The organism is Caulobacter sp. 602-2, from assembly GCF_011043625.1.
Taxonomy (GTDB): domain Bacteria; phylum Pseudomonadota; class Alphaproteobacteria; order Caulobacterales; family Caulobacteraceae; genus Caulobacter.
This window is the reverse complement of record NZ_JAAKGT010000007.1, coordinates 122,462-141,788: the sequence shown is the minus strand read 5'-3', so window position 1 is coordinate 141,788 and position 19,327 is coordinate 122,462. Positions and strand designations below refer to the sequence as shown.

Below are 19,327 nucleotides of genomic sequence, written 5' to 3'. Positions count from 1 at the left end.
CGGCTAGGGAAAACCCGACTGGCGGGCGCGCGTTGTCTTTCGTATCGAGAGACTGAAGGAGCTCGCCATGTCCGCCAGCCGTATCGACGCCCCGTCCGTCTCCGGCGTCTGGAGCCACGGTCTTTCCGGGATCAGCCCGGCCGGCGAGCCCTCGCGCGCCCAGGCCTTCGGCGACTTCTCCGGCTTCTCGCGCCATGACGGCCGCATCGGTCTTTCCGGCGTCTCGCGCGACCTGGACGACACCGCCCGCGCCGTGGCCGACCGCCTGACCGACACCCGCGACAACGGCCTGTTCTGACGCTAGCTTTCCGGCGTGAACGCCGACCGCATCCTCAAGTCCGAGCCCGACTGGTTCGGCGCCGCCCAGGCGCTGGTCGAGGGCCTGCAGGGCCAGGCCAGCCTGGACCGCCGCGTCGACGTGCTGGAACGCGTCTGCACCGATCTGGGCGACGCGCTCTATCCGGGCTTCGCAAAGCTGCTGGCGGCCGTGGCCCATTTCGGCGAGCCGGAGGTCAAGGCGCTGGTCGCCGATACGCTGGCCCAGGCCCTGCTGACCGCCCGCCTGCCTGCCGCGCGCGTGCCGGCCTGGGGCGCGGGCGGGTTCTCCGGACTGGGCGGCGGGCCGCTGCTGAGCAACAGCCGCAAGGTCGGGCCGCTGGAGTTCCTGTGCGTCTGGCTGGTGCGCGACATCGCCGACGCGCCGCTGGACGCCGAGGCCTTCGAGACGGCGGCGACCTATCTGCTGGACCTGGTCGGCGCCTCGCCCAAGGCCTCTGCGCTCTATGTCGACAAGCTGCGCGCCGACGCGGCCGACCCGACCGAGGGCCTGCACAACGCCCAGAGCCGCCGGCTGATCGAGGTGCTGGCCGAGCGCTGGGCCGCCGGCGATCCGCCGTCCGAAGTCGCCCGCGCGGTGGCCCGCGCGGCGGAAGCCGATCGGAGCGTGGGACGGTTCGGGCTGCCGTTGCGGTGAGCGCGTTAGGCCGGCTTCGCTCCACCCAACACCCGTTATTCCCGCCCTTGTGGCGGGAACCCCTGGGTCCGCCTGCAAGGGCGTTGCAAGCGGCGTGCTGAGCACGCCGCCCCATCCGCACTTACGGCTGAGAGAGGGGTTCCCGCCACTTGGCTTGCCCTCGGGCCAGCCTTTGGCTGGTCCCGGTGGGCGGGAATGACGGGACTGATGGGGAGAGGCGCGCAAGCTCAACGCACCCTCCGGATCAGCGCCTCGGGATCCAGTCCGTCGTCGGCCTCGACGAAGAGGTCCGCCAAAGCCAGGCCGCGGACTTCGAGGCGCTTGCGCAGGGTCTCCAGAGCCTTGGTCAGTTCGGGCGTCGCGTCGGGACGGGCCGCCAGCGTCAGTGACAGCGAACCGTCGGGGGCGCGCGACAGGCCAAGGCCGGTCAGCAGCGAGGCCTTGTCGGCCAGGCCCAGGGCGAGCGTCTTGCGATCGCCGCCGGAGGCCAGCCAGGCCTTGTCCATGGCGGCGGTGAAGGCCTCGATGTCGGCAGCGGCCGCGCCGGGCGCCGACACGGGGGTCTCGACCGCGCCGCCGCCGGACCTGGTCAGGGCCGACAGGGCGTCGACGCCGCTGGCCTCCTGGCCGCCGGCGACCTCCTGGAAGTCGCGGGCGGGACCCAGCAGGGCCGAGATGTCGACCTTGCCGTCGTCCTCGTCGCGCTCGGTCTCCTTGTCGCGTTCGGCGCGGCCGGTCTGGCGGGCCTGCGGCTCGCGGCGCTCGGCGGCCTGCTGCAGCAAGGCCTGGAACTCCGAGCCGCGCCAGGGCGTGGGCGGCTCGCTCGAACCACGCGGGCTGGAGGTGTTCGGACGCTCGGCGGCGGCGTTGTCGCGGATGGTGGTCATCGGAAGCTCCTGAAGGCGCCGGCGTCTTCGATTTCGAGCTGTTCGCGAGCCTCGCGGTCGGCGGCGACCAGGGCGCGGGCGTGGTCGAGGCGGCCGTTCATGGCGTCGAAGCGGCCCTGGGCGCGGGCCAGGGCCTGGACGGCGGCGGCCAGATCCTCGCGCGCCAGGTCCAGGGCCACGGCCTCCTGGTCGCGCAGGCGCTGGTCGGCGTCGCGGGCGAGCGCGACGGCTTCGCGCCGGGCCAGGGCGGCCTCGACCAGATGGGCCGCGCCCGACAGGCCGCCGGCGAACCAGTCGTCGAGCCGCGCCTTGGCCACGTCGTGCGCGGCGATCAGACGGTCGCGGGCGGCCAGCGCCTCGACGGCCTGGGCGACCTTGCGGCGGGCTTCGGCGGCCTCGCGCATAGCCTTCTCGACCCGGCGCTCGCGCAGCCGAACCACCGGCGTCAGGGCCTGGACCTGGGCGCGGGGGCTCATGCGGCGGTCTCCGCCAGCGCGGCCAGGGACTGATCGAAGGCGACGGCGTCATGCGGGCCCTGGCGCAGCAGGTCGGTGATGCGCGAACGGCGGGCGATGGCCTCGTCGGCCAGGGGATCGCCGCCGGGCTTGTACTCGCCGATCTGCAGCAGGAACTCGACCTCGGCGTACTTGGCCATCCAGCCGCGCACCCTGGCGGCCGCGGCCTGCTGCTGCGCCCCGGCGACGCGGGGGAAGACGCGGCTGAGGCTGGCGGCGACGTCGATGGCCGGATAGTGGCCGGCTTGGCCCAGCTTGCGCGACAGGTAGATGTGGCCGTCGAGGATCGAGCGGACCTCTTCGCCGACGGGATCGCCGCCCTCCTCGTCCTCGATCAGCACCGTGTAGAAGGCGGTGATCGCCCCGCCCTCGATCGCCCCGGCCCGCTCGAACAGGCGCGGCAGTTCGGCGAAGACCGACGGCGGAAAGCCCCGGCGCACGGCAGGCTCGCCCACCGACAGGCCGATCTCGCGCAGGGCGCGGGCGAAGCGGGTGACGCTGTCCATCTGCAGCATGACCCGGCTGCCCTCGGCCCGGAACCCTTCGGCGATGGCGGTGGCGACGTGGGCGGCGCGCACCCGCTCCATGGCCGGGCGGTCGGAGGTGGAGACGATGACCACCGAGCGGGCCAGGCCTTCGGGCCCCAGGCAGTCGTCGAGGAACTCGCGCACTTCCCGGCCCCGTTCCCCGATCAGGGCGATGACGTTGACGTCGCTGCGGGCATGGCGGGCGAACATGCCCAGCAGGGTCGACTTGCCGCCGCCGGCCATGGCGAAGAGGCCCACGCGTTGCCCCTCGCCGGTGGTCAGCAGGGCGTCGACGCAGCGCACCCCCGTGGCGAAGGGCGTGTCGATCGGCGGACGGGCCAGCGGATTGGGAGCCTCGCCATAGACCGGGAACGAGCGCAGCGGGCCGGTGATCGGCCCCAGGCCGTCCAGCGGCTCGCCATGGGCGTCGAGCACGCGGCCCAAGAGCCCCTGCCCCACCCCGATCTCGCTGCGACGGGGACCGGCCACCACCTCGGCGTCGACGGCCACGCCCTCCAGGCGCGACAGCGGGGTGAGGATCGCCGCCCCGCCGTCGAGGCCGACCACCTGGGCCTTCACGACATGGCCGCCGGAGCGATCGACGATCTCGCATTCCTGGCCGATGCGAACGTCGAGGCCCGTGGCCCGGACCGTGGTGCCGAAGGCCTGGGCGACGCGGCCCCGGCGCTCGACGGTGCGGGCGCCGCGCAGAACGTCGCGCAGACGGTCCTCGGCCGGGGTTTCGGTGAGCGGGGCGTCGAAGCTCATGCGGCGGCCTCGCCGGCCGGAGCGGCGAACACCGCCTCAAGGGCCCGAAGCTGGGTCTCGAGCCCGGCGTGGGTGCGGCCCGAGGGGGTGTCGAGCACGCAGTCGCCGGCCGCCACGTCGGCGTCGGCGACCACCTCGATGCGGGCGTCGATCGACCACAGGCGACGGGTCACCGCGCCGGCGGCCTCTGGCGCGACGCGGACGCGGATCGGCTCTTCGGGCAGCAGGTCGCGGGCGGCCTGCTCGGCCAGGGCGGCCAGCACCTCGTCGGGGGCCAGGCCGGCGGCGATGCGGCGGACGATGTCGAGCGCCAGGGCGCCGGCGCTGGCCCGCAGGCGGTCGCGCTCGACCTGCAGGGCGGCGTGAACGCTGGCCAGAGCCTGGGCGGTCTCGCGGGCGGCGGCGGCGGTTCCCTCGGCATGGCCCTGGGCGAAGCCGTCGCGCAGGGCGGCCTCGCGGGTCGCCTGGCGCAGGGCGTCGAGGGCGGCGGTCAGTTCGGCCGCGTCGCGCACGGCGCCGACGTCCTCGCGACGGATCACCGGCTGGTCGGTCAAGAGCGTGCCCGAAGGACCGGAAGACAGGAGCAGATAGGTCATGCGGCGGCCTCCAGCGCGCCGGCCTCGAAGGCCATGAAGAGCCCGCGCCCGGCATGCGCCGCGCCCAGGCCCCGGTCGGGATCGATCGCCAGCGGGGCGACCGCGAACAGTTCGGAAAGACGGGCGACGACGGCCGGACGGCGCCCGGCCTCGGCCAGCAGCACCCCGGCGCCGAGGGCGCAGAAGGCCTCGTCGTCGGCCAGCGCGCCTTCCGCCTGCGCAAACGCCGCGACCAGGCCGGGCGGCGAGGCGAGGACGGCGTCCAGGGCCGGCTCGCCGATGCGGCGGGCGACGCGGGCCAGGCGCCTGCCATCGATCGTGCGGCGCAGGATCTCGGCGCAGGCGGCCGCGGCGGCGAAGTCGGCCAGGCGCGCGCGGCGCTCGGCCGGCCAGGCGGCCCAGTCGGGAACGGCCGCGACGTCGGCGAAGGCCAGCGGCGTTCCGGCGCGGCCGGCCAGGCGTCGCGCCAGCCGCGCCGCGCGCGGGCCGACCGGCGCGGGAACGCCGATCGCCCCCAGCAGGCGGGCCTGGCCGACCAGGCGCTGTCGATCGGCGCGGGCGTTCATGCGGCCGGCGTCCCGGGCTCGGCCAGGGTCTTCAGCTTGCGGCGCGGCTTGCCCCGGCTGGTGCGGCTGAAGACATAGGCCCCCACCCCGCCGATGGCGGCGAGAATGGCGATGGCCGGCATCGTGAACGACCGGATCGGCGAGGCCGGGGTCGCGACCATCACCGGCTTGGCCGGAAACATCACCACCGTCACCTTGTCGTAGGGCAGGCCTTCGATGGAGTTGGTGACCAGGGCCTTGATCGAGCCCACCTGGCCGGAAAGATCCACGTCGGGGTTGTGGCGGATGAACACCGAGGCCGAGGACGGCTTCTGCTGCTCGGCCAGGGGATCGGCCTCGGGCACGGCGATGTGCACGCGGGCCTGCACCACGCCGTCGATCGACGAGATGGTCTGGCTGAGCTCCTGCGACAGGCCGTACATCAACCGCGCCCGCTGCTCCATCGGCGAGGAGACGAAGCCCTCCTTCTTGAAGACCTCGCCCAGGCTCTCGAACTTGTCGCGCGGGTAGCCCTGGTCGTGCAGCACGGCGACGGCCGACGAGAACTGCTCGGCGCGGGTCTTCAGCGCCCAGACCTTGCCGTCCTTGCTGCTCTTCGACGCCGAGACGTTGGCGTTCTGGAGCACGGCGACCATCTCGTTGGCCTCGCGCTCCGTAAGGCCGCCATAGAGCTCCTTCTCGGCGCAGCCCGTAAGGCCCAGCGCCGCGGCGACCAGGACGGCCGGCAGGATCTTGCGCATGGCCGCCACCCTCAGGCCTGCTGCCGGAACAGCTGCTGCAGGCCGTCGGACGTGCGGTTGGCGATGTTCGAGGTCAGCTGGCAGTTGAACATGAACTCGTGGCACTGGACGGTCAGGCCGATCATCTCGCCAGGCGTGATCGCCGCGCCCTTGGCCTCGGCGGCCTTGGCGTGGGCGGCCAGGTTCGAGGCCTGGCTGTTGACGAACTCCAGCTGGTTGAAGACGCCCTTCATGGCCGGGGCCAGGGCCTCGGGACCGCCGCGCCCCGCCACCTGCGAGGCGCCGGCCGTGTGCAGGGCGTTCTGGAACTGGACGGCGTCGGTGAGGCTGGCGCCGTAGCCGACCTGGGCCACCTGGGGCGCGGCTTCCTGGGGCATGGCCAAGGCGGCCGCCGAAACGGGATCGAAGGACATGGCGTCCTCTCCTGAAAGACGCGCCTAGTTCTTGCGGGCCATGGTTTCGAGGGCGCGGCCGACGCTGTCGACCGAGGTGGATTCCGAGTTGGCCATGAAGTTCATGCGCAGGCTCTCGGCGGTCAGCTGGGCCATGACCGAGGGCTTGTCCTCGCCGCCGGGGCCGATCTGGTCGGAAAGCTCGGTGATGCGCACGGCCTGCTGGTCGAGCACCTGGCCCCAGGCGTGGGCCATGGCCTCGAACCAGCTGCCAGGCCGGTTCTTGTTGTTGGAGCCCAGCAGGCTGGGCGCCACGCCGGTCGTGCCGAAACCGGAAATGCTGCTGTCGGACATGGTGGTTTCTCCTCGTATCGGGTTGGATTTTCAGAACATCAGGCGGGTGGTGGCGCCGTCCTTCTCGACGACGACGGCCTGGCTCTCGACGCCGACGATGCGGTCGCCCGTGGGCAGGGTGGAGCCGGCGAAGTAGCGGGCGCCGTCGGCGGTGGCGACGTAGCCGGCGTCGCCGCCGACCACCGCCACCACGCGCTTGCCGGGGCCCTGGTCGAACACCGCGCCGAAGCGGTCGCCGCCGGCCGCGCGGGCCACGTCGAGAGCGCGCAGGCCCTTGACGTCGTGCAGGGCGATCTTCTCGACCTTGGCCACCTCGGCCGAGGGACCGGTGACCTGCACCTGCACGCGGCCAAGGCCGTTGGGGCGGGCGGTGGCGGCCAGGCCGTTGGCCTGGAAGACGTCCTCGACGTTCTGGGCCAGGCCCTCGCTGGTGACGACCTCGACGCGGGCGGGCAGCTCGCGCGAGCTGACCAGGCGCGCCAGGCGGGCCTTCTCGGCGTCGCGGTTCAGCACGCCGGCGATAACCAGCTTGCCGTCGGCCTCCGGCTGGACGGCCAGGGCGCCGTAGCCCTCCTGGCGCAGCAGGGCGTGGACCTTGGAGGGGCTGGCCTCCTGGCCGCCGAAGCGCGGCACGTTGGCCACCGCATAGGTGACGCAGGCCAGGGCCGCGCCGAACACCAGGGCCGGCACGAGATGGGGCGTGGAGCCGACCACCCGGACGCCGCGGTCCAGCGTGCGGCGCAGCAGGCTGCGGCCGTCCTCGAAGAGGTCGCCGCCCTCCTCGGCCGACGGCGCGGCGGCTTCGGCGGGACCCGAGGCGGCCAGGAGGCGCTCGGCCTCGCGCCAGCGGGGGCTTTCCTCGACGCCGAGGGCCAGGGCGTTGTCGCCGACGATCAGCGGCACGTAGCAGGGCAGCACGGCGCGGGCCGGGGCTTCCAGCCGGTGGCCGAGCATCTCGACCTGGCCGGAGACCACCTCGATCTCGGCGGCCTCCTCGCCGGCGGTCAGGCGCACGCGCACGCCCCTGGCGCTTGCGTCGCGCAGCACGATGTCGGCGTCGAAGCCGTGGCCGAGCTCGGCGCTTTCGCCGGCCGGCAGGGGCAGAAGGGCGCCGGCGACCCGGCCCGACAGCACCTTGACGACCAGGGCCTCGGACGGCGTGGCGGCGGGAACTTCGGTCGGCTCTTCGGACAGCAGGGCGTGATCGGTCATGGGCCTAGCTCGGATTGGGGATGGGTTTCATCGTGCCGTTGGGTTCCGGCGCTGGTGGCGGCGCGGGCGGCAGCGGCTGGGCGGGCCCGCGCGGGGCCGACTTCGGCGGCGGCTTGCGGTCGGACGGCAGCTTGGGCGCGGCCGGCAGGGGCGCGTTCTCGAACCCCGAGGCCGGCGCGTCGTAGCGCAGGCCCGCCTGGGTGGTGGAGCGCGGCGCGGCGATCGAGGCCAGGCGCGGGGTGATCAGGAACATCCGCTCGATGCGGCCGCTGCTGCGCGACTGCACCTTGAAGAGGTTGCCCAGCACCGGGATGTTGCCCAGCACCGGGATCTTCTGCGAGCCGGTGGTGTCGGACTGCACGGTCATGCCGCCCAGCAAAAGGCTTTGCCCTTCCTGGATCAGGGCCTGGGTGTTGAGCGCGGCGCGGCGGACGACGGGAATGTTGTCGACGCTGGCGTTGGTCAGCGAGCCGTCCTCGATGGTCACCAGCATGCGGATGCGGGTCTGGGTCCCGTCGCGGGTGACGTGCGGGGTGACGCGCAGGGTGGTGCCGGCGGTGACGTTGAAGAGGTCGACGTCGCGCTCGCCGGCCAGGCGGACATAGAAGTCGCGGCTGTTCTCGAACACCGCCTCGACGTTCGACAGGGTGACGATCTGCGGCCGCGAGACGACGCGGGCCACGCCTTCGGTCTCCAGCGCGTTCAGGCGGGCGGCGAAGTAGTCGCCGTTGCCGATGATCGTCGAGGCGACGAGGCCCTGATAGGGCTTGGGCGAGGTTTTGCCGCGCACCAGGTTGCCGTCCTCCAGGCCGGCCGGCGCGTCGGGACCGCGGCCGAACTGGATGCCGCCATTGCCATCGTCGAAGCGCCAGTTGACGCCCAGGTCGCGGGCCTTGGTGGTGTCGATGTCGATGATCGCCGCCTCGACCTCGAGCAGTTGCGGCTCGACGTCCAGAGCGCGGACCAGCTCCTCGTAGGCCGACATGCGCTCGGCCACGTCGCGGACGATGACGGCGTTGAGGCGGGTGTCGGCCTGCACGCGGACGGGGTTCTGCGGCGAGTAGACGCCGGTCTGCTCGTTGGCCAGGGGCATGCCGAGCGTTCCCTGCCCGTCCTGGCCGCCGTAGAAGGCGCCGCCGGGATTGGGCGTGCCCAGCGTCGCCAGCCCCTGGCCGCGCAGGCCCTGGACAGCGGCGGGGATCGGGGTCTCGCTGCGGGCGGCGGCCCCGGCCCGCTCGTTGGGGTCGGAACTGACCAGCGAGCGGATGATCGAGGCCACGCCCGGAATGGTCACCTGCTTGGCGCCGACCGTCAGGTTCACGTCGTCGGCCCAGCCGTAGCGCAGGTAGAAGACCCGATACTGCAGGGTCGGCGACGCGGCCTCGGCCTGCACCCCGCCGCGGGCCAGCTCGTCCACTTGCTGCAGGAAGCGCGGCGCGCCGGTGGCCACCAGCATGTCGCCGGTGGCGCGCAGGGTGTTGCGGTTGTCGAGCAGGCCCAGCTGCCGGGCCGCCCGATCGACCCGCCGCGAGGCCGAGCCCGAGATCGGGAAGCTGCGGCTGGACAGCTGGGCGGCGGTGTACACATAGGCCGCCCCGCCGTCGTAATAGGTGACGAGGTCGAAGGCCTTGGAGATGTCGGCGTCGATCTTGGCGGCCGGGCCGCGGAACACGCCGTTGATCGTGCCGGCGACCTGCGAGGAGATCACCACCGGCACGCCGATCTGGTTGTAGAAGTTCTGCAGGAACTGGGCGATCGGCTGCTCGCGCGCGGTCAGGTCGACGTTGCGCGCGCCCAGCGGAACCTCGCCGGCGCGGACCTGGGGCGCGGCAGCGATCAGCGCGGCGGCGATCGCCGCGGCCACGCCGACTCGGGCGGCTTTACGGACAACGACGGAATCCTTCGGAAGCGACATTCTGTCTCCGGGTTCAGGCGGCCGCGGACTCGGGCGGCGGCGGGTCGGGATCGTTGGGCACTACGGTCAGGGGCTCGCGCGGGAAGGCCACGCGGCCGGCCACGTCCAGCCGCAGGGTCGGCAGCAGTTCGTGGAAGGACAGGACGCCCAGGTCGAAGGCGCGGGCCTCGATCAGCTTGCGCACGTGCCGGCGCAGGTCGATGGCGGCCAAGACGACGGTCGCCCCCGTCTCGTCGACCTTGGCCAGCAGGGCGTCGGTGACGCGACGGCTCATCTCCGGGTCCAGCGCCAGCTGCTGGGCGCCGCCGCCGGTGCGGATGGCCTCGCGCAGGTGCTGCTCCAGGGCCGGCTCCAGCACTACCGCCCGCAGTTCGCCGTCGGGAGCGTAGCGGTGGCTGATCTGGCGGCGCAGGGCGACGCGGGCGAACTCGGTCAGGGCCAGCGGATCCTTCTCGCGCTGGCCGGCGTCGGCCAGGGCTTCGAGGATGTCGCGCTGGTTGCGCAGCGGCACCTCCTCCTCGGCCAGGCGTCGCATGACCTCGGCGATGCGGGCCAGCGGCAGGGCGCGGGCGGCTTCCTTGACGACTTCGGGATACTCGCCCCCGGCGCGGGTCAGCAGGTTGCTGGCCTCCTGGATGCCGACGAACAGGCCGGCGTTGCGGCGCAGGGCCTGGCGCACGGCGTCCTGCAGCTCTGACAGGTCGGCCGGATGGGAGAGCTCGCCAGCGCCGATCGGGGCCTCGAAGGCCAGCAGGCGCCAGCGCGGGCTGCCGGCCCCCTCGCCGTAGTGGAACGAGGCGCGCGGCAGGGCCACGCCCAGGCGCAGCTCGAACTCTTCCAGCACCTCCTCCAGGCCCCGGGTCATGACGGCGGCCTCGTGGCGGCGCACGGCCTCGCCGTCGAGTTCGAGCAGCAGCGGCACCACGGGCTGGGTCTCGGTGGGCTTGGTGCGGGCGGCGGCCGGCGAGGCCTTGGCCTCCTCGGCGGCGGCGCGGCCCGGCGCGATCTTGCGGGTCACCCGGGCGCGGATGTCGGCGTCGACCAGGGCGCCGGTGACGATGGCCACGCCCCCCAGCAGCAGGAACACCAGCACCGGGAAGCCGGGCACCAGGGCCATCAGCCAGCAGATGCCGCCGGCCACCAGGAACACCCGGGGCTTGGCCGCGAACTGCCGGCGCATGGCGTCGCCCAGGTGGGTCTCGCTGTCCTCGTCGGTGGTGCGGGTGACGATCAGGCCGGCGGCCATGGCGCCCAGCAGCGCCGGGATCTGGGTGACCATGCCGTCGCCGATGGTCAGGATCGAGTACTTGTGGATCGCCGAGCCGAAGTCGAGACCCTGCTGCAGCATGCCGATGGCCAGGCCGCCCAGCAGGTTGATGACCACGATGATGATGCTGGCGATGGCGTCGCCTTTGACGAACTTCATCGCCCCGTCGAGGCTGCCGTGGAGCTTGCTCTCCATCTCCAGCACGCGCCGGCGGCGCTTGGCCTCGTCCTTGTCGATCATGCCCGAGCGCAGGTCGCTGTCGATCGACAGCTGCTTGCCCGGCATGGCGTCGAGGCTGAAGCGCGCGGCCACCTCGGCCACCCGCTCGGCGCCCTTGGCGATGACGATGAACTGCACGACGGTGATGATCAGGAACACCACCAGCCCGACCACCAGGTTGCCGCCGGCGACCATCGTGCCGAAGGTGTCGATGATGTGCCCGGCGTGGCCCTCGATCAGGATCATCCGCGTCGTGGCGATCGACAGGGCCAGCCGGTAGAGCGTGGTGATCAGCAGCAGGCTTGGGAACACCGAGAACTCGACGATCGTCGAGATGTAGATCGCCACCAGCAGCAGCATGACGCCGAAGCAGATGTTGACCGCCACCAGCGCGTCGAGCGCCAGGGCCGGCAGCGGCAGGATCATCAGGGCGACGATCGCCACCACGCCCGCCACCAGGAACAGGTCGCTGAAACGCGCCACCACGCCCTGGCGCGGCCGCCTTTGCAGGCGCTTGAGATAGCCTTCGACGCTCATGGGGAAATCCGTCCTCAGAAGCCGCCGCGGGCGGAAACCAGGCCGCGATAGCGGTCGAGGACGCTGGTCACGTAGCCTTGCGTCTCGCGATAGGGCGGGATCTTGCGGCCGTACTTCATGACGGCCCCCTCGCCGGCGTTGTAGGCCGCCAGCACCAGTTCCAGGTCGTTGCCGAAGTGGCCCTGCAGGGTCTTCAGGTAGGCCGCGCCGGTGCGGATGTTGACCATCGGGTCGTCCAGCTCGACGGCCGGGTCGCGCACCCCGAAGCGCTTGGCGGTGGCGGGCATGATCTGCATCAGGCCGCGGGCGCCCTTGGGCGAGATCGCCCCCGGATTGGCCCGCGATTCCACGTGCATGACCGCCTGCAGCAGGTCTGGATCGATGTCGAAGTCGCGGCCGGCGGCGGCCACCAGCGGAGCGTAGAGGGCCGGTCCGCGAGCGCCCCTGACGATGACCACCGGCGCCGGCGCGATACGTCCGGCAGAGATAACGGCGGTCGCCATCTGGGGTCCGTCATAGAGACGGAGCTGTTCCGACACCCCTGTCGGTTGTGTTTCCTGAACGCAATCTATGCGCGCCAGCGAGAACTTTTCATTGATCGGGAGAGCGCTGCTGAACTTCAAGCCGTCAGCCGTGACGCATTCATATGCGAACACTGGACTTGAACAAAATAAGACTAAACACACGCTCGACGCCACTACGCGGAACTTGCGCATAAATTTGTCCCTCTATGCAGCGCCCCGCCTGTGCATACTACCCATTCAAAAGCTAACTTTCGCAGATCAATCCTGTCAACCTCGGAGTTAAAACAATTTTCATACTCAGTATACTGCTTACCAGACAACATATTCTATGGCTCAGCTTAACCACTACTATGGCTAAGCTCGCCGCTTTTTGGCCATGATTGCCGCCATTGTCGGCATCTCACCGGTCGGCGAACGTCCGACGCCCTTCGCGATGACGCCAGAACACACGCTATGGCTGAGAAGAACGACGGCGGCGACAAGACGGAGAAGCCGACACCCAAGCGGCTGTCGGACGCCCGCAAGAAGGGCGACGTCCCCAAGTCCAAGGACCTGACCTCCACCGCGGTGCTGGGCGTGTGGCTGCTGCTGGGGGCGATGACGGCGGGCTTCGCCTTCGACCGCCTGGGCGGGTTGTTCGACGAGGTGTTCGCGGTCATGGACCGGCCGTTCGCCGAGGCCTGGCCGATCGCCGGCGCGGCCGCCGGCAAGGCCTTCGTGCTGCTGACGGCGATCACCTTCGTACCCGTGGCGATCTTCGGCATGCTGGCCGAGTTCGGCCAGGTGGGCCCAGTCTTCACCTTCGAGAAGATGAGCCCGAAGATGTCGCACATGAACCCCGGCGAGGGGCTCAAGCGCATGTTCAGCCTGGACAACCTGTTCGAGGTGGCCAAGTCGCTGGCCAAGACCCTGCTGCTGGGCCTGTTCACCTGGATCGTCGTGGCCCTGTCGTTCGACAAGCTGATGGCCCTGCCGGCCGGCGAGGCCGACGGGGCGCTGTCGGCCTATGGCGGGCTGACGTTCAAGCTGCTGGCCGGCACGGTGGTGCTGTTCGTCTTCGTGTCGCTGCTGGATCTGGCCTACCAGCGCCACAGCTTCACCAAGAAGATGCGGATGAGCCGGCGCGACATCCGCCAGGAAATGAAGGATTCCGAGGGCGATCCGCACGTGAAGGCGCACCGGCGGCAGCTGCACCAGGAGTGGGCGCAGCAGAACGCCGCCCAGGCCGCGCGCGACGCCTCGGTGCTGGTGGTGAACCCCACCCACATCGCCTGCGCCCTGGCCTACGACCCGGCCGAGCACGCCGCCCCGGTGCTGCTGGGCAAGGGCGAAGGGCCGATCGCCCAGACCATGCGCGAGGCGGCCGAGGAAGCCGGCGTTCCGATCATCCGCAATGTCGAGCTGGCCCGCGCCCTGCGCGACAAGGCCGCCATCGACGACATCGTGCCCCAGGACCTGTTCGCCGCCGTGGCCGAGGTGATCCTGTGGGCCCGCCGGCTGAAGGACGAGCAGGCCAGGGCCGCCGCCGAAGACCCGCCGGAAGGGCCGCCGCCCGGCCCCAGCTTCCCGCCCCTCCCCTAGCCGCCAGACGGAGCCCTCGTGAGCGCCATCCTCGACCTGCTGACCGTCGCCATCGCCCTGGCCATCGTGCTGGGCCTGGCCTTCTTCTCGCTGAAGCTGCTCAAGCGGGTGCAGGCGGGCCCGGCCAGCGACGACCAGATTCGCTACCTGCGGGCCCTGCCCGTGGGCCAGCGCGAACGGCTGACCCTGGTGGCCTATCGCGACGAGGTGTTCCTGCTGGGCGTCACCGCCGGCCAGATCACCGTGCTGGACCGCCGCACCCGCACGCCGGAAGAGATCGCCGCCGAAGCCCGCGCCGCCGACGAGGCCCGCACGCGCGCGGCCCAGCCCTCGGCCGCCATGCGCCGGCTGATAGGGAAAACCCTAGCTAGGGAACGACCCGACTACTGACGATCGACCCGCAATGGTTGTCTTGCGGCGTCAGGTCGCAGCGATGAACGCGGGACCGAGGACAGCAAGATTTCAAATCGCGGAGTTCGAAACATGTCCGGCATCTTCAGCGGCGGCGGTCTCAACATCGGCAGCCTGTTCAGCACCGTCGCCCTGGCGGCGCTCACCGGCGGCACCTCGCTGGCCTTCCAGTCGATCTTCCAGCAGATCATCAGCTCGGTCGCCAGCCAGGTGATCCAGCAGGTCGGCCAGCAGCTGGGCCTGCCGCAGGGCGTGATCGACCTGGCCCAGGGCGTGTTCCAGGCCGCCAGCGGCAATCCGGGCGGCGCGGCCCAGAGCCTGACCGAAGCGGTCCAGGGCGCGGCCGACACCTTCGGCTTCAGCCCCGCCGAACAGGGCGACCTGCAGCGCACGGCCGAGGACGTGGCCCAGAGCTGGACCAACTCGATCCTGGAAAGCGTCCGCGACGGCGGCGAGGGCAAGTCGACCAAGGGCGACAGCTTCCTGGTCGCCCTGGCCAAGGCGCTCGGCAAGGTGATGGACGGCAAGATGGGTCAGATGAAGGCCAAGACCGACGAACTGGGCGGCCTGGACTCCAAGGACTCCAAGTACGGCCAGCTGACCGCCGAGATCCAGGCCCTGGGCCAGGAGATGAACATGGTCAGCCAGGCCCTGAACAACTCGATCAAGTCCATCGGCGAAGCCGGCTCGACCCTCGCCCGCAAGGGTTAAGCTCAAGCTCTACAGTAGAAAAGGCAGGCGGCCATCTGGCCGCCTGTCGTTTTCTTGTCAATATTGCACGTCAGGGTTGGAAAAACAGTGGAGCACACCGGATGACCCGCCGTCTCGTTCCCGCGCTCAGCGCCGCCGCCGCCCTGATGATCGGCCTGCCGGCCGCGGCGCAGGACTTCTCCAGCATCGGCACCCAGTACATGGACTTCGGCTCGTCGATGATGTCGGTGGGCCAGATGAACAACGTGCTGGGATCGACGGTCCAGCGCGGCGGACGCACCCGCTCCACCGCCGCCAGGCCCGCGCCCGGCGCCAGCCTGTCGGCCCAGCGCGGCGCCGCGGCGGCCAACACCCGCTACCGCCCCTCGCCCGCGGTCTCCAGCCGCGTGCGCGGCCAGTTCGCCGACTTCGTGGCCAAGCGTGATCCGACCAACGGCGACCGCCTGCGCCAGGCCGTGCAGCAGAAGGACCTGCTGGGCGCCTGGGAAAAGCACGTCGCGGTCGACGGCCTGCGGCGCGGCGACGTGGCCGACGCCATGACCGCCTACTGGGTGCAGAACTGGCAGATCGCCAACAACGTGCCCTTCGCCAACCGCGCCCAGGTGCAGGGGGTGCGCGGCCAGGTCGCCCAGGCGCTGGGCTCCAACCCCGCCTTCGCCCGCCTCGACGACGCCGGCAAGCAGGAGATGGCCGAGGTGTTCATGCTGAACTTCGTGGCCCAGGGCTCGGCCTTCTCCGACGCCAACGCCAGGAAGAACACCACGCTCAGCCGCCAACTGTCGGAGGCCGCCGTGGCGCGCTTCCGCAACGAGATGAGCATCGACCTGCGGCAGCTGAAGCTGACCGAAGCCGGCTTCGTCCGCTGACGGACTGGGGAAAACCCCAATAGCGGCGGCGAACGGCCCGGCGCAGGCTGCACTTCAGGAGGCCCCGGCCATGATCGTGCAAGACCCTTCCGCCGCCGCCCGCGCCGCCGCGGGCCCCGCGCCGCGCGCCGGACGCCTGGACGAGGCCGTCGACCGCTTCACGCGCACCGGCGAGGTGGACGCCGCGGCCTTCGCCGCCGCCGGTCCCGCCCAGACCGCCCAAGCGCTGGAGGGCCTGCCGCCCGCCCAGCGCGGCGCCCTGGAAGGCGCGCTGCTGGCCAAGGGGCTGGGCGGCCTGCTCGACGGCGTCGGCGGCGTGGTCGACGACACCGTAGGCGTGGTGGAAGATACGGCCGACACTGTGGCTGATCCCGTGGTCGAGACCCGCTCGGAGCGGGTCAACGGCGACTTCCAGGCCGCCGTCCACGACGAGTGGTGGAGCCAGATGCGCGGCCAGGCCTGGATGGACGTTACCCTGGCGGTGCACAACAAGCTCGATCGCCCCGCCGCCGCCCTGGCCAACCTGACCCGCGTCGACGACGGCGGGTCCTGACAAAGAGCGCAGGGCTAGAGGGCCCCCGCCCCAACGCGTGTCATCCCGGCCGGAGGAACGCGCCAGCGGTCCGCAGCGCCGGGATCTCCCACACCTGCAGTATCGGAACCGTAGGAGATCCCGGCGCTCCGCTTCGCTGCGGCCGGGATGACAATGTGGTTGGTCGGAGATGGTGATCCGCCCCCCTAGACCGCCCTCAGTTCGGCGGTGGCGCCGTCGATGATCCGCACGAACTGCTCGACGACGTCCGAGCGCGCCGCGCCTGGGGCCGGCTCGCGCTGCAGGCCGGCGGCGACCGAGCGCAGCAGCGGCTCGACGATTGCCGAGGGCGTCAGGTGCGGCTTGTCCGCGGCCTGGGCGCGCAGTTCGCGGGCGAAGTCGGCCAGCACCCGCTCGATGCGGCCGGCGTCGACCGGCGAGGTGGCCGACAGCCGGCCGGCCACCGACTGGCCGCTCTGGGCCGCCAGGATCCGCAGGTCCGCGCCCACCTGGGCCATGCTCGACTGGCCGTGCTCGGCCCAGACGAAGGCGGCGGCCTGGCCGCGATCGCCGCCGCGCAGCGGATCCACCAGGGCCGCGCCGGCGACGGTGGCCATCGCCTCGATCGCCAGCCGCGCGACTCCGGCCCGCGCGGCCGTGGTCGACGGCGTCCAGGTGGAGAGGTCGGCGCCCGAGGCGCGCTCGACGGGACGGATCATGACGCGCCCCCCTCGACCTTGACGACCCGCAGGGCCGGCTTCAGCGCGCTCCAACCGACCTTAGCGCCGATCGCGCGCTGGCTGTTGCGGCCGTCGGCCAGTTCCTCGTTCTCGCCGTCGAACTGCACGACGACCAGGCGCTTGCCGCCACGCTCGATCGCGAACCGGGCCCAGGGATAGCCGTCCAGGATGGTCAGTTGCGCATCCGGCAGAGCCGACGACAGGTCGGCGACGCTGTCGCCTTCCGAGATCGCGCCCGGCGCCTGGCGCACATAGCGGCCGGAAAGGTCGGCGCCGACGCCGCAACCCTGGAAGTCGGTGCTCACGCTCGCCGTCTCCGCATCGAGGATCACCTGCGCCGTGGCCGGGCGGGCCGCCAGGTCGGCCGCGCCGAGGCTGATGTTCGTTCCTTCGAAGGGCACGACCCTGGCCTCGATGCGGCCGCTCCTCAAAGGCCCCTCGGCCTCGAGCTCGCAGTCGGCGGCGGTCGCCGCGCCGTCGGAAAGCGCGCCGCCCGACAGGCTGACGCGCCAGAGATCGCCCTTGGGGGTCAGGGTCAGCACGCCCCGGCGCTGTCCGCTCATCACATACTTGCCCGCAGGTCCCTGTGCGGTGCCGGCGGCGGCCATGGGTAGGGGGGGATCGGCCGCCGCCGGTCGCTCACAACCGGCAACGGCCAGCGCGAGGGCGATGAGGGTTGGGGGAGCAAACTTCATCGTCGGGTGATCCGGGGCGAGCCTTCGCGTCTCTCTGTTCAACGCCGGCCCGCCGCGGCGGTTCTCATCGGCCCAGCATGGCCAGGGCGTCCTGGCGTTCGCTGGCGAAGCGGTTGGCGACCGAGACCTGCACGGCGGCCGAGGCGCTGGTGAAATAGGCCAGCTGGCCCGCGTCGTTGCGCTTGCCGCGCTCGTCGTAGATCGCGTTGATCAGGGCGCGGTCGTAGGCTTGGCCGTCGGCGGGCGACAGCCCCTGCCCTTCCACCCTGGCCATCGCCTTGACGATGGCGCCGGTCTCCGGACCGTGCTGCACCGAGGTGGACCAGACCACGTCGCGGATCGCCGCCGAGCGGGTCGACAGGTCCAGGCCCGTGGCGCTGCTGACCGTGTCGAGCTGCACCTGGTAGTGGGTGCGCTGGATGTAGTCGTGCTGGGCGGCCTCGAACTTTTCCGGCTCGCGGGCGGCGATGGCCTTCCAGGTGGCGGTGAAGCTGGCCGAGCCCGGCGAGGCGCCGCCGAACTCGGCGGCCCACTGGCGGCCCTCGGCGGCCAGGAACTGCTGGGGCCGGCCGCGATTGCCCGCCAGCTGATAGGTGCCGTACGAGACGCCGCCGGGGTCGCCCGCGCCGCTCGACACCGTGCCCGGGCCGCGCCCGCCGGTCTCGTACTGCTCGGACAGGGCGCCGATGCGGGCGTCGCTCGAACCTTGCGTCTGCGTCGTGGTGGTCGCGCCGCCGGGCGGCCCCTGCCTGTCGACGTTCACGAGCACGTAGTTGAAGGCCTTCTGGCCACCCAGGCCGTTCCAGAACGCCTGGAAGTCGCCGGGCTTCAGCGTCTGGCAGCCGGCCGAGCCGGTGTTGGAATTGCCGCCGGCGTGGAAGAGGAACGAGTTGTCGGTGCTGACGCCCTTGCCCTTGGCGTCGCTGTCGTCGATGCGGCCGTCGTGGTTGGTGTCGCGCTGGATGGCGTGGCTTTCGGTCGGGCGCAGCACGTTTCCGAGGCTGGAGCTCGTGCTCTTCTGGAAGGTGACCGTGCCCTCGGCGATGCGGCCCAGCTCCTTGCGGCCGTCGCCGTTGAAGTCGGAGCCATAGCGGCCGTCGTACTGGGCCGAGGGCTCGGTGTTGGCGGCGAACTCGCGGACCTCGCCGCCCTTCTGCAGAACCACGATCCGGTCGTCATAGGCGCCCTTGCCGCCGTTGGCGTTCAGGCTGGTCTCGGTGCGCAGCCCCAGGATCACCTGCTTGCCGGCGGCGAGGTCGGCCTTGGCCTGGGCGTCGCCGTAAGCGTTCACGTAGCCCGCATAGAGCTCGTACTTCTGGCCCTGGCTCATGCCCTGGGTCGAGGGCAGCACGCCCGTGGCCTGGCCGTTCGTGGAGGGCGAAGTCGGGACCGCGTCGGTCGTGGCCGGCGCCGGCCGCGCCGCAGCGCCTCCGCCGGGGATCAGCAGGTCCTGGCCGACATTGATCAGGTTGGGGTTCGACAGCCGGTTGGCCTGGGCGATCGCCTGCCAGGAGACGCCGAACTCGGCGCCGATGCTGGAGAGATTGTCGCCCGCCGCGACGGTGTAGCTGCGCGGCTCGGCCGCCGCGCCGGCCGGCAGCGCGATCTCCTGGCCGGGCCGGATGACGTTGGGATTGGTGATCTGCGGATTGGCGCGGATCAGCGCGTCCAGCGAAACGCCGTGCTGATCGGCGATGGCCGACAGGGTGTCGCCGCTCTTGACGACATAGTCGCCGGAGCGCCCACCGCCGGAGCCTGAGACGGATGACTGGGTGTTGAGGGACACGGCGGTCATCGGG

At 71.6% G+C, this 19,327-nt stretch carries 22 protein-coding genes; 7 read left to right on the top strand and 15 right to left on the bottom strand.

The window, feature by feature from the left end:
• Positions 1 to 67 precede the first annotated feature (67 nt).
• Both G5B46_RS15650 and G5B46_RS15645 read left to right on the top strand, forming a co-directional pair.
• Positions 68 to 298, top strand: a complete 231-nt coding sequence (locus tag G5B46_RS15650; protein WP_165260119.1) for a hypothetical protein — start codon at positions 68 to 70, stop codon at positions 296 to 298.
• Between the two features lie 15 nt (positions 299 to 313).
• On the top strand, positions 314 to 973 hold the full coding sequence (locus tag G5B46_RS15645; protein ID WP_165260117.1) for a hypothetical protein: 660 nt from the start codon (positions 314 to 316) through the stop codon (positions 971 to 973).
• Between the two features lie 227 nt (positions 974 to 1,200).
• On the opposite strand, the gene G5B46_RS15640 is transcribed toward G5B46_RS15645, so the two are convergent.
• From G5B46_RS15640 to G5B46_RS15585, 12 genes are read right to left on the bottom strand one after another with little or no spacing between them, the layout of a single operon-like run.
• Positions 1,201 to 1,860: a hypothetical protein gene (locus G5B46_RS15640; protein ID WP_165259911.1), complete on the bottom strand. Its 660-nt coding sequence runs from the start codon at positions 1,858 to 1,860 to the stop codon at positions 1,201 to 1,203.
• Entirely contained in the window at positions 1,857 to 2,336 is a 480-nt protein-coding gene (locus G5B46_RS15635) for a hypothetical protein (RefSeq protein WP_165260115.1), read from the bottom strand. Before G5B46_RS15635 ends, G5B46_RS15640 begins: the two co-directional genes overlap by 4 nt.
• Positions 2,333 to 3,670, bottom strand: coding sequence for a FliI/YscN family ATPase (locus G5B46_RS15630; RefSeq protein WP_165260113.1), 1,338 nt, complete (start codon positions 3,668 to 3,670; stop codon positions 2,333 to 2,335). The genes G5B46_RS15635 and G5B46_RS15630 overlap by 4 nt, the downstream gene beginning before the upstream one ends.
• Positions 3,667 to 4,266, bottom strand: coding sequence for a FliH/SctL family protein (locus G5B46_RS15625; RefSeq protein WP_165260111.1), 600 nt, complete (start codon positions 4,264 to 4,266; stop codon positions 3,667 to 3,669). The genes G5B46_RS15630 and G5B46_RS15625 overlap by 4 nt, the downstream gene beginning before the upstream one ends.
• The gene (locus G5B46_RS15620) at positions 4,263 to 4,832 is read right to left on the bottom strand and encodes a hypothetical protein (RefSeq protein ID WP_165260109.1); all 570 of its coding nucleotides are present in this window, start codon (positions 4,830 to 4,832) and stop codon (positions 4,263 to 4,265) included. The genes G5B46_RS15625 and G5B46_RS15620 overlap by 4 nt, the downstream gene beginning before the upstream one ends.
• A complete protein-coding gene (gene sctJ / locus G5B46_RS15615) occupies positions 4,829 to 5,572 on the bottom strand; it encodes a type III secretion inner membrane ring lipoprotein SctJ (RefSeq protein WP_165260107.1) in 744 nt (247 codons plus the stop codon). Before sctJ ends, G5B46_RS15620 begins: the two co-directional genes overlap by 4 nt.
• 11 nt (positions 5,573 to 5,583) lie before the next feature.
• On the bottom strand, positions 5,584 to 5,985 hold the full coding sequence (locus tag G5B46_RS15610) for a hypothetical protein (protein WP_165260105.1): 402 nt from the start codon (positions 5,983 to 5,985) through the stop codon (positions 5,584 to 5,586).
• A 24-nt stretch (positions 5,986 to 6,009) separates the two neighbouring features.
• A complete protein-coding gene (locus tag G5B46_RS15605) occupies positions 6,010 to 6,318 on the bottom strand; it encodes a hypothetical protein (RefSeq protein WP_240903517.1) in 309 nt (102 codons plus the stop codon).
• Between the two features lie 30 nt (positions 6,319 to 6,348).
• The gene (locus G5B46_RS15600) at positions 6,349 to 7,530 is read right to left on the bottom strand and encodes a hypothetical protein (protein ID WP_165260103.1); all 1,182 of its coding nucleotides are present in this window, start codon (positions 7,528 to 7,530) and stop codon (positions 6,349 to 6,351) included.
• 4 nt (positions 7,531 to 7,534) lie between these two features.
• Positions 7,535 to 9,445 (bottom strand): type III secretion system outer membrane ring subunit SctC, encoded by a 1,911-nt coding sequence (sctC, locus tag G5B46_RS15595; RefSeq protein WP_165260101.1) that lies wholly within the window; start codon positions 9,443 to 9,445, stop codon positions 7,535 to 7,537.
• 13 nt (positions 9,446 to 9,458) lie between these two features.
• The gene (locus G5B46_RS15590; protein WP_165260099.1) at positions 9,459 to 11,468 is read right to left on the bottom strand and encodes a flagellar biosynthesis protein FlhA; all 2,010 of its coding nucleotides are present in this window, start codon (positions 11,466 to 11,468) and stop codon (positions 9,459 to 9,461) included.
• A 14-nt stretch (positions 11,469 to 11,482) separates the two neighbouring features.
• Positions 11,483 to 11,971, bottom strand: a complete 489-nt coding sequence (locus tag G5B46_RS15585) for a lytic transglycosylase domain-containing protein (RefSeq protein ID WP_165260097.1) — start codon at positions 11,969 to 11,971, stop codon at positions 11,483 to 11,485.
• A gap of 474 nt (positions 11,972 to 12,445) precedes the next feature.
• On the opposite strand from G5B46_RS15585, the gene sctU reads away from it, so the two are divergent.
• From sctU to G5B46_RS15560, 5 genes are all read left to right on the top strand, one after another.
• On the top strand, positions 12,446 to 13,573 hold the full coding sequence (gene sctU, locus G5B46_RS15580; protein ID WP_165260095.1) for a type III secretion system export apparatus subunit SctU: 1,128 nt from the start codon (positions 12,446 to 12,448) through the stop codon (positions 13,571 to 13,573).
• An 18-nt stretch (positions 13,574 to 13,591) separates the two neighbouring features.
• Positions 13,592 to 13,963, top strand: a complete 372-nt coding sequence (gene fliO, locus G5B46_RS15575; RefSeq protein ID WP_165260093.1) for a flagellar biosynthetic protein FliO — start codon at positions 13,592 to 13,594, stop codon at positions 13,961 to 13,963.
• 93 nt (positions 13,964 to 14,056) lie between these two features.
• Positions 14,057 to 14,695, top strand: coding sequence for a hypothetical protein (locus G5B46_RS15570; protein ID WP_058348252.1), 639 nt, complete (start codon positions 14,057 to 14,059; stop codon positions 14,693 to 14,695).
• A 101-nt stretch (positions 14,696 to 14,796) separates the two neighbouring features.
• Entirely contained in the window at positions 14,797 to 15,561 is a 765-nt protein-coding gene (locus tag G5B46_RS15565; RefSeq protein WP_165260091.1) for a DUF6683 family protein, read from the top strand.
• 70 nt (positions 15,562 to 15,631) lie between these two features.
• Positions 15,632 to 16,114, top strand: a complete 483-nt coding sequence (locus G5B46_RS15560; RefSeq protein ID WP_165260089.1) for a hypothetical protein — start codon at positions 15,632 to 15,634, stop codon at positions 16,112 to 16,114.
• A gap of 185 nt (positions 16,115 to 16,299) precedes the next feature.
• Here G5B46_RS15560 and G5B46_RS15555 read toward each other — a convergent pair whose 3' ends face one another.
• The 3 genes from G5B46_RS15555 to G5B46_RS15545 form a co-directional block, all read right to left on the bottom strand.
• Positions 16,300 to 16,812: a hypothetical protein gene (locus G5B46_RS15555; RefSeq protein ID WP_165260087.1), complete on the bottom strand. Its 513-nt coding sequence runs from the start codon at positions 16,810 to 16,812 to the stop codon at positions 16,300 to 16,302.
• The gene (locus tag G5B46_RS15550; protein ID WP_165260085.1) at positions 16,809 to 17,396 is read right to left on the bottom strand and encodes a hypothetical protein; all 588 of its coding nucleotides are present in this window, start codon (positions 17,394 to 17,396) and stop codon (positions 16,809 to 16,811) included. Before G5B46_RS15550 ends, G5B46_RS15555 begins: the two co-directional genes overlap by 4 nt.
• A gap of 196 nt (positions 17,397 to 17,592) precedes the next feature.
• The gene (locus G5B46_RS15545) at positions 17,593 to 19,323 is read right to left on the bottom strand and encodes a LysM domain-containing protein (RefSeq protein ID WP_165260083.1); all 1,731 of its coding nucleotides are present in this window, start codon (positions 19,321 to 19,323) and stop codon (positions 17,593 to 17,595) included.
• Between the last annotated feature and the right edge of the window lie 4 nt (positions 19,324 to 19,327).

Coding starts and splice junctions, on each gene's coding strand:
- G5B46_RS15565 (WP_165260091.1), top strand. CDS start 14,797: ATGACCCGCCGTCTCGTTCCCGCGCTCAGCGCCGCCGCCGCCCTGATG.
- G5B46_RS15650 (WP_165260119.1), top strand. CDS start 68: ATGTCCGCCAGCCGTATCGACGCCCCGTCCGTCTCCGGCGTCTGGAGC.
- G5B46_RS15640 (WP_165259911.1), bottom strand. CDS start 1,860: ATGACCACCATCCGCGACAACGCCGCCGCCGAGCGTCCGAACACCTCC.
- sctU (WP_165260095.1), top strand. CDS start 12,446: ATGGCTGAGAAGAACGACGGCGGCGACAAGACGGAGAAGCCGACACCC.
- G5B46_RS15550 (WP_165260085.1), bottom strand. CDS start 17,396: ATGAGCGGACAGCGCCGGGGCGTGCTGACCCTGACCCCCAAGGGCGAT.
- G5B46_RS15555 (WP_165260087.1), bottom strand. CDS start 16,812: ATGATCCGTCCCGTCGAGCGCGCCTCGGGCGCCGACCTCTCCACCTGG.
- sctC (WP_165260101.1), bottom strand. CDS start 9,445: ATGTCGCTTCCGAAGGATTCCGTCGTTGTCCGTAAAGCCGCCCGAGTC.
- G5B46_RS15570 (WP_058348252.1), top strand. CDS start 14,057: ATGTCCGGCATCTTCAGCGGCGGCGGTCTCAACATCGGCAGCCTGTTC.
- G5B46_RS15610 (WP_165260105.1), bottom strand. CDS start 5,985: ATGTCCTTCGATCCCGTTTCGGCGGCCGCCTTGGCCATGCCCCAGGAA.
- G5B46_RS15560 (WP_165260089.1), top strand. CDS start 15,632: ATGATCGTGCAAGACCCTTCCGCCGCCGCCCGCGCCGCCGCGGGCCCC.
- G5B46_RS15625 (WP_165260111.1), bottom strand. CDS start 4,266: ATGACCTATCTGCTCCTGTCTTCCGGTCCTTCGGGCACGCTCTTGACC.
- G5B46_RS15630 (WP_165260113.1), bottom strand. CDS start 3,670: ATGAGCTTCGACGCCCCGCTCACCGAAACCCCGGCCGAGGACCGTCTG.
- G5B46_RS15620 (WP_165260109.1), bottom strand. CDS start 4,832: ATGAACGCCCGCGCCGATCGACAGCGCCTGGTCGGCCAGGCCCGCCTG.
- G5B46_RS15590 (WP_165260099.1), bottom strand. CDS start 11,468: ATGAGCGTCGAAGGCTATCTCAAGCGCCTGCAAAGGCGGCCGCGCCAG.
- G5B46_RS15545 (WP_165260083.1), bottom strand. CDS start 19,323: ATGACCGCCGTGTCCCTCAACACCCAGTCATCCGTCTCAGGCTCCGGC.
- G5B46_RS15585 (WP_165260097.1), bottom strand. CDS start 11,971: ATGGCGACCGCCGTTATCTCTGCCGGACGTATCGCGCCGGCGCCGGTG.
- G5B46_RS15635 (WP_165260115.1), bottom strand. CDS start 2,336: ATGAGCCCCCGCGCCCAGGTCCAGGCCCTGACGCCGGTGGTTCGGCTG.
- G5B46_RS15600 (WP_165260103.1), bottom strand. CDS start 7,530: ATGACCGATCACGCCCTGCTGTCCGAAGAGCCGACCGAAGTTCCCGCC.
- G5B46_RS15605 (WP_240903517.1), bottom strand. CDS start 6,318: ATGTCCGACAGCAGCATTTCCGGTTTCGGCACGACCGGCGTGGCGCCC.
- sctJ (WP_165260107.1), bottom strand. CDS start 5,572: ATGCGCAAGATCCTGCCGGCCGTCCTGGTCGCCGCGGCGCTGGGCCTT.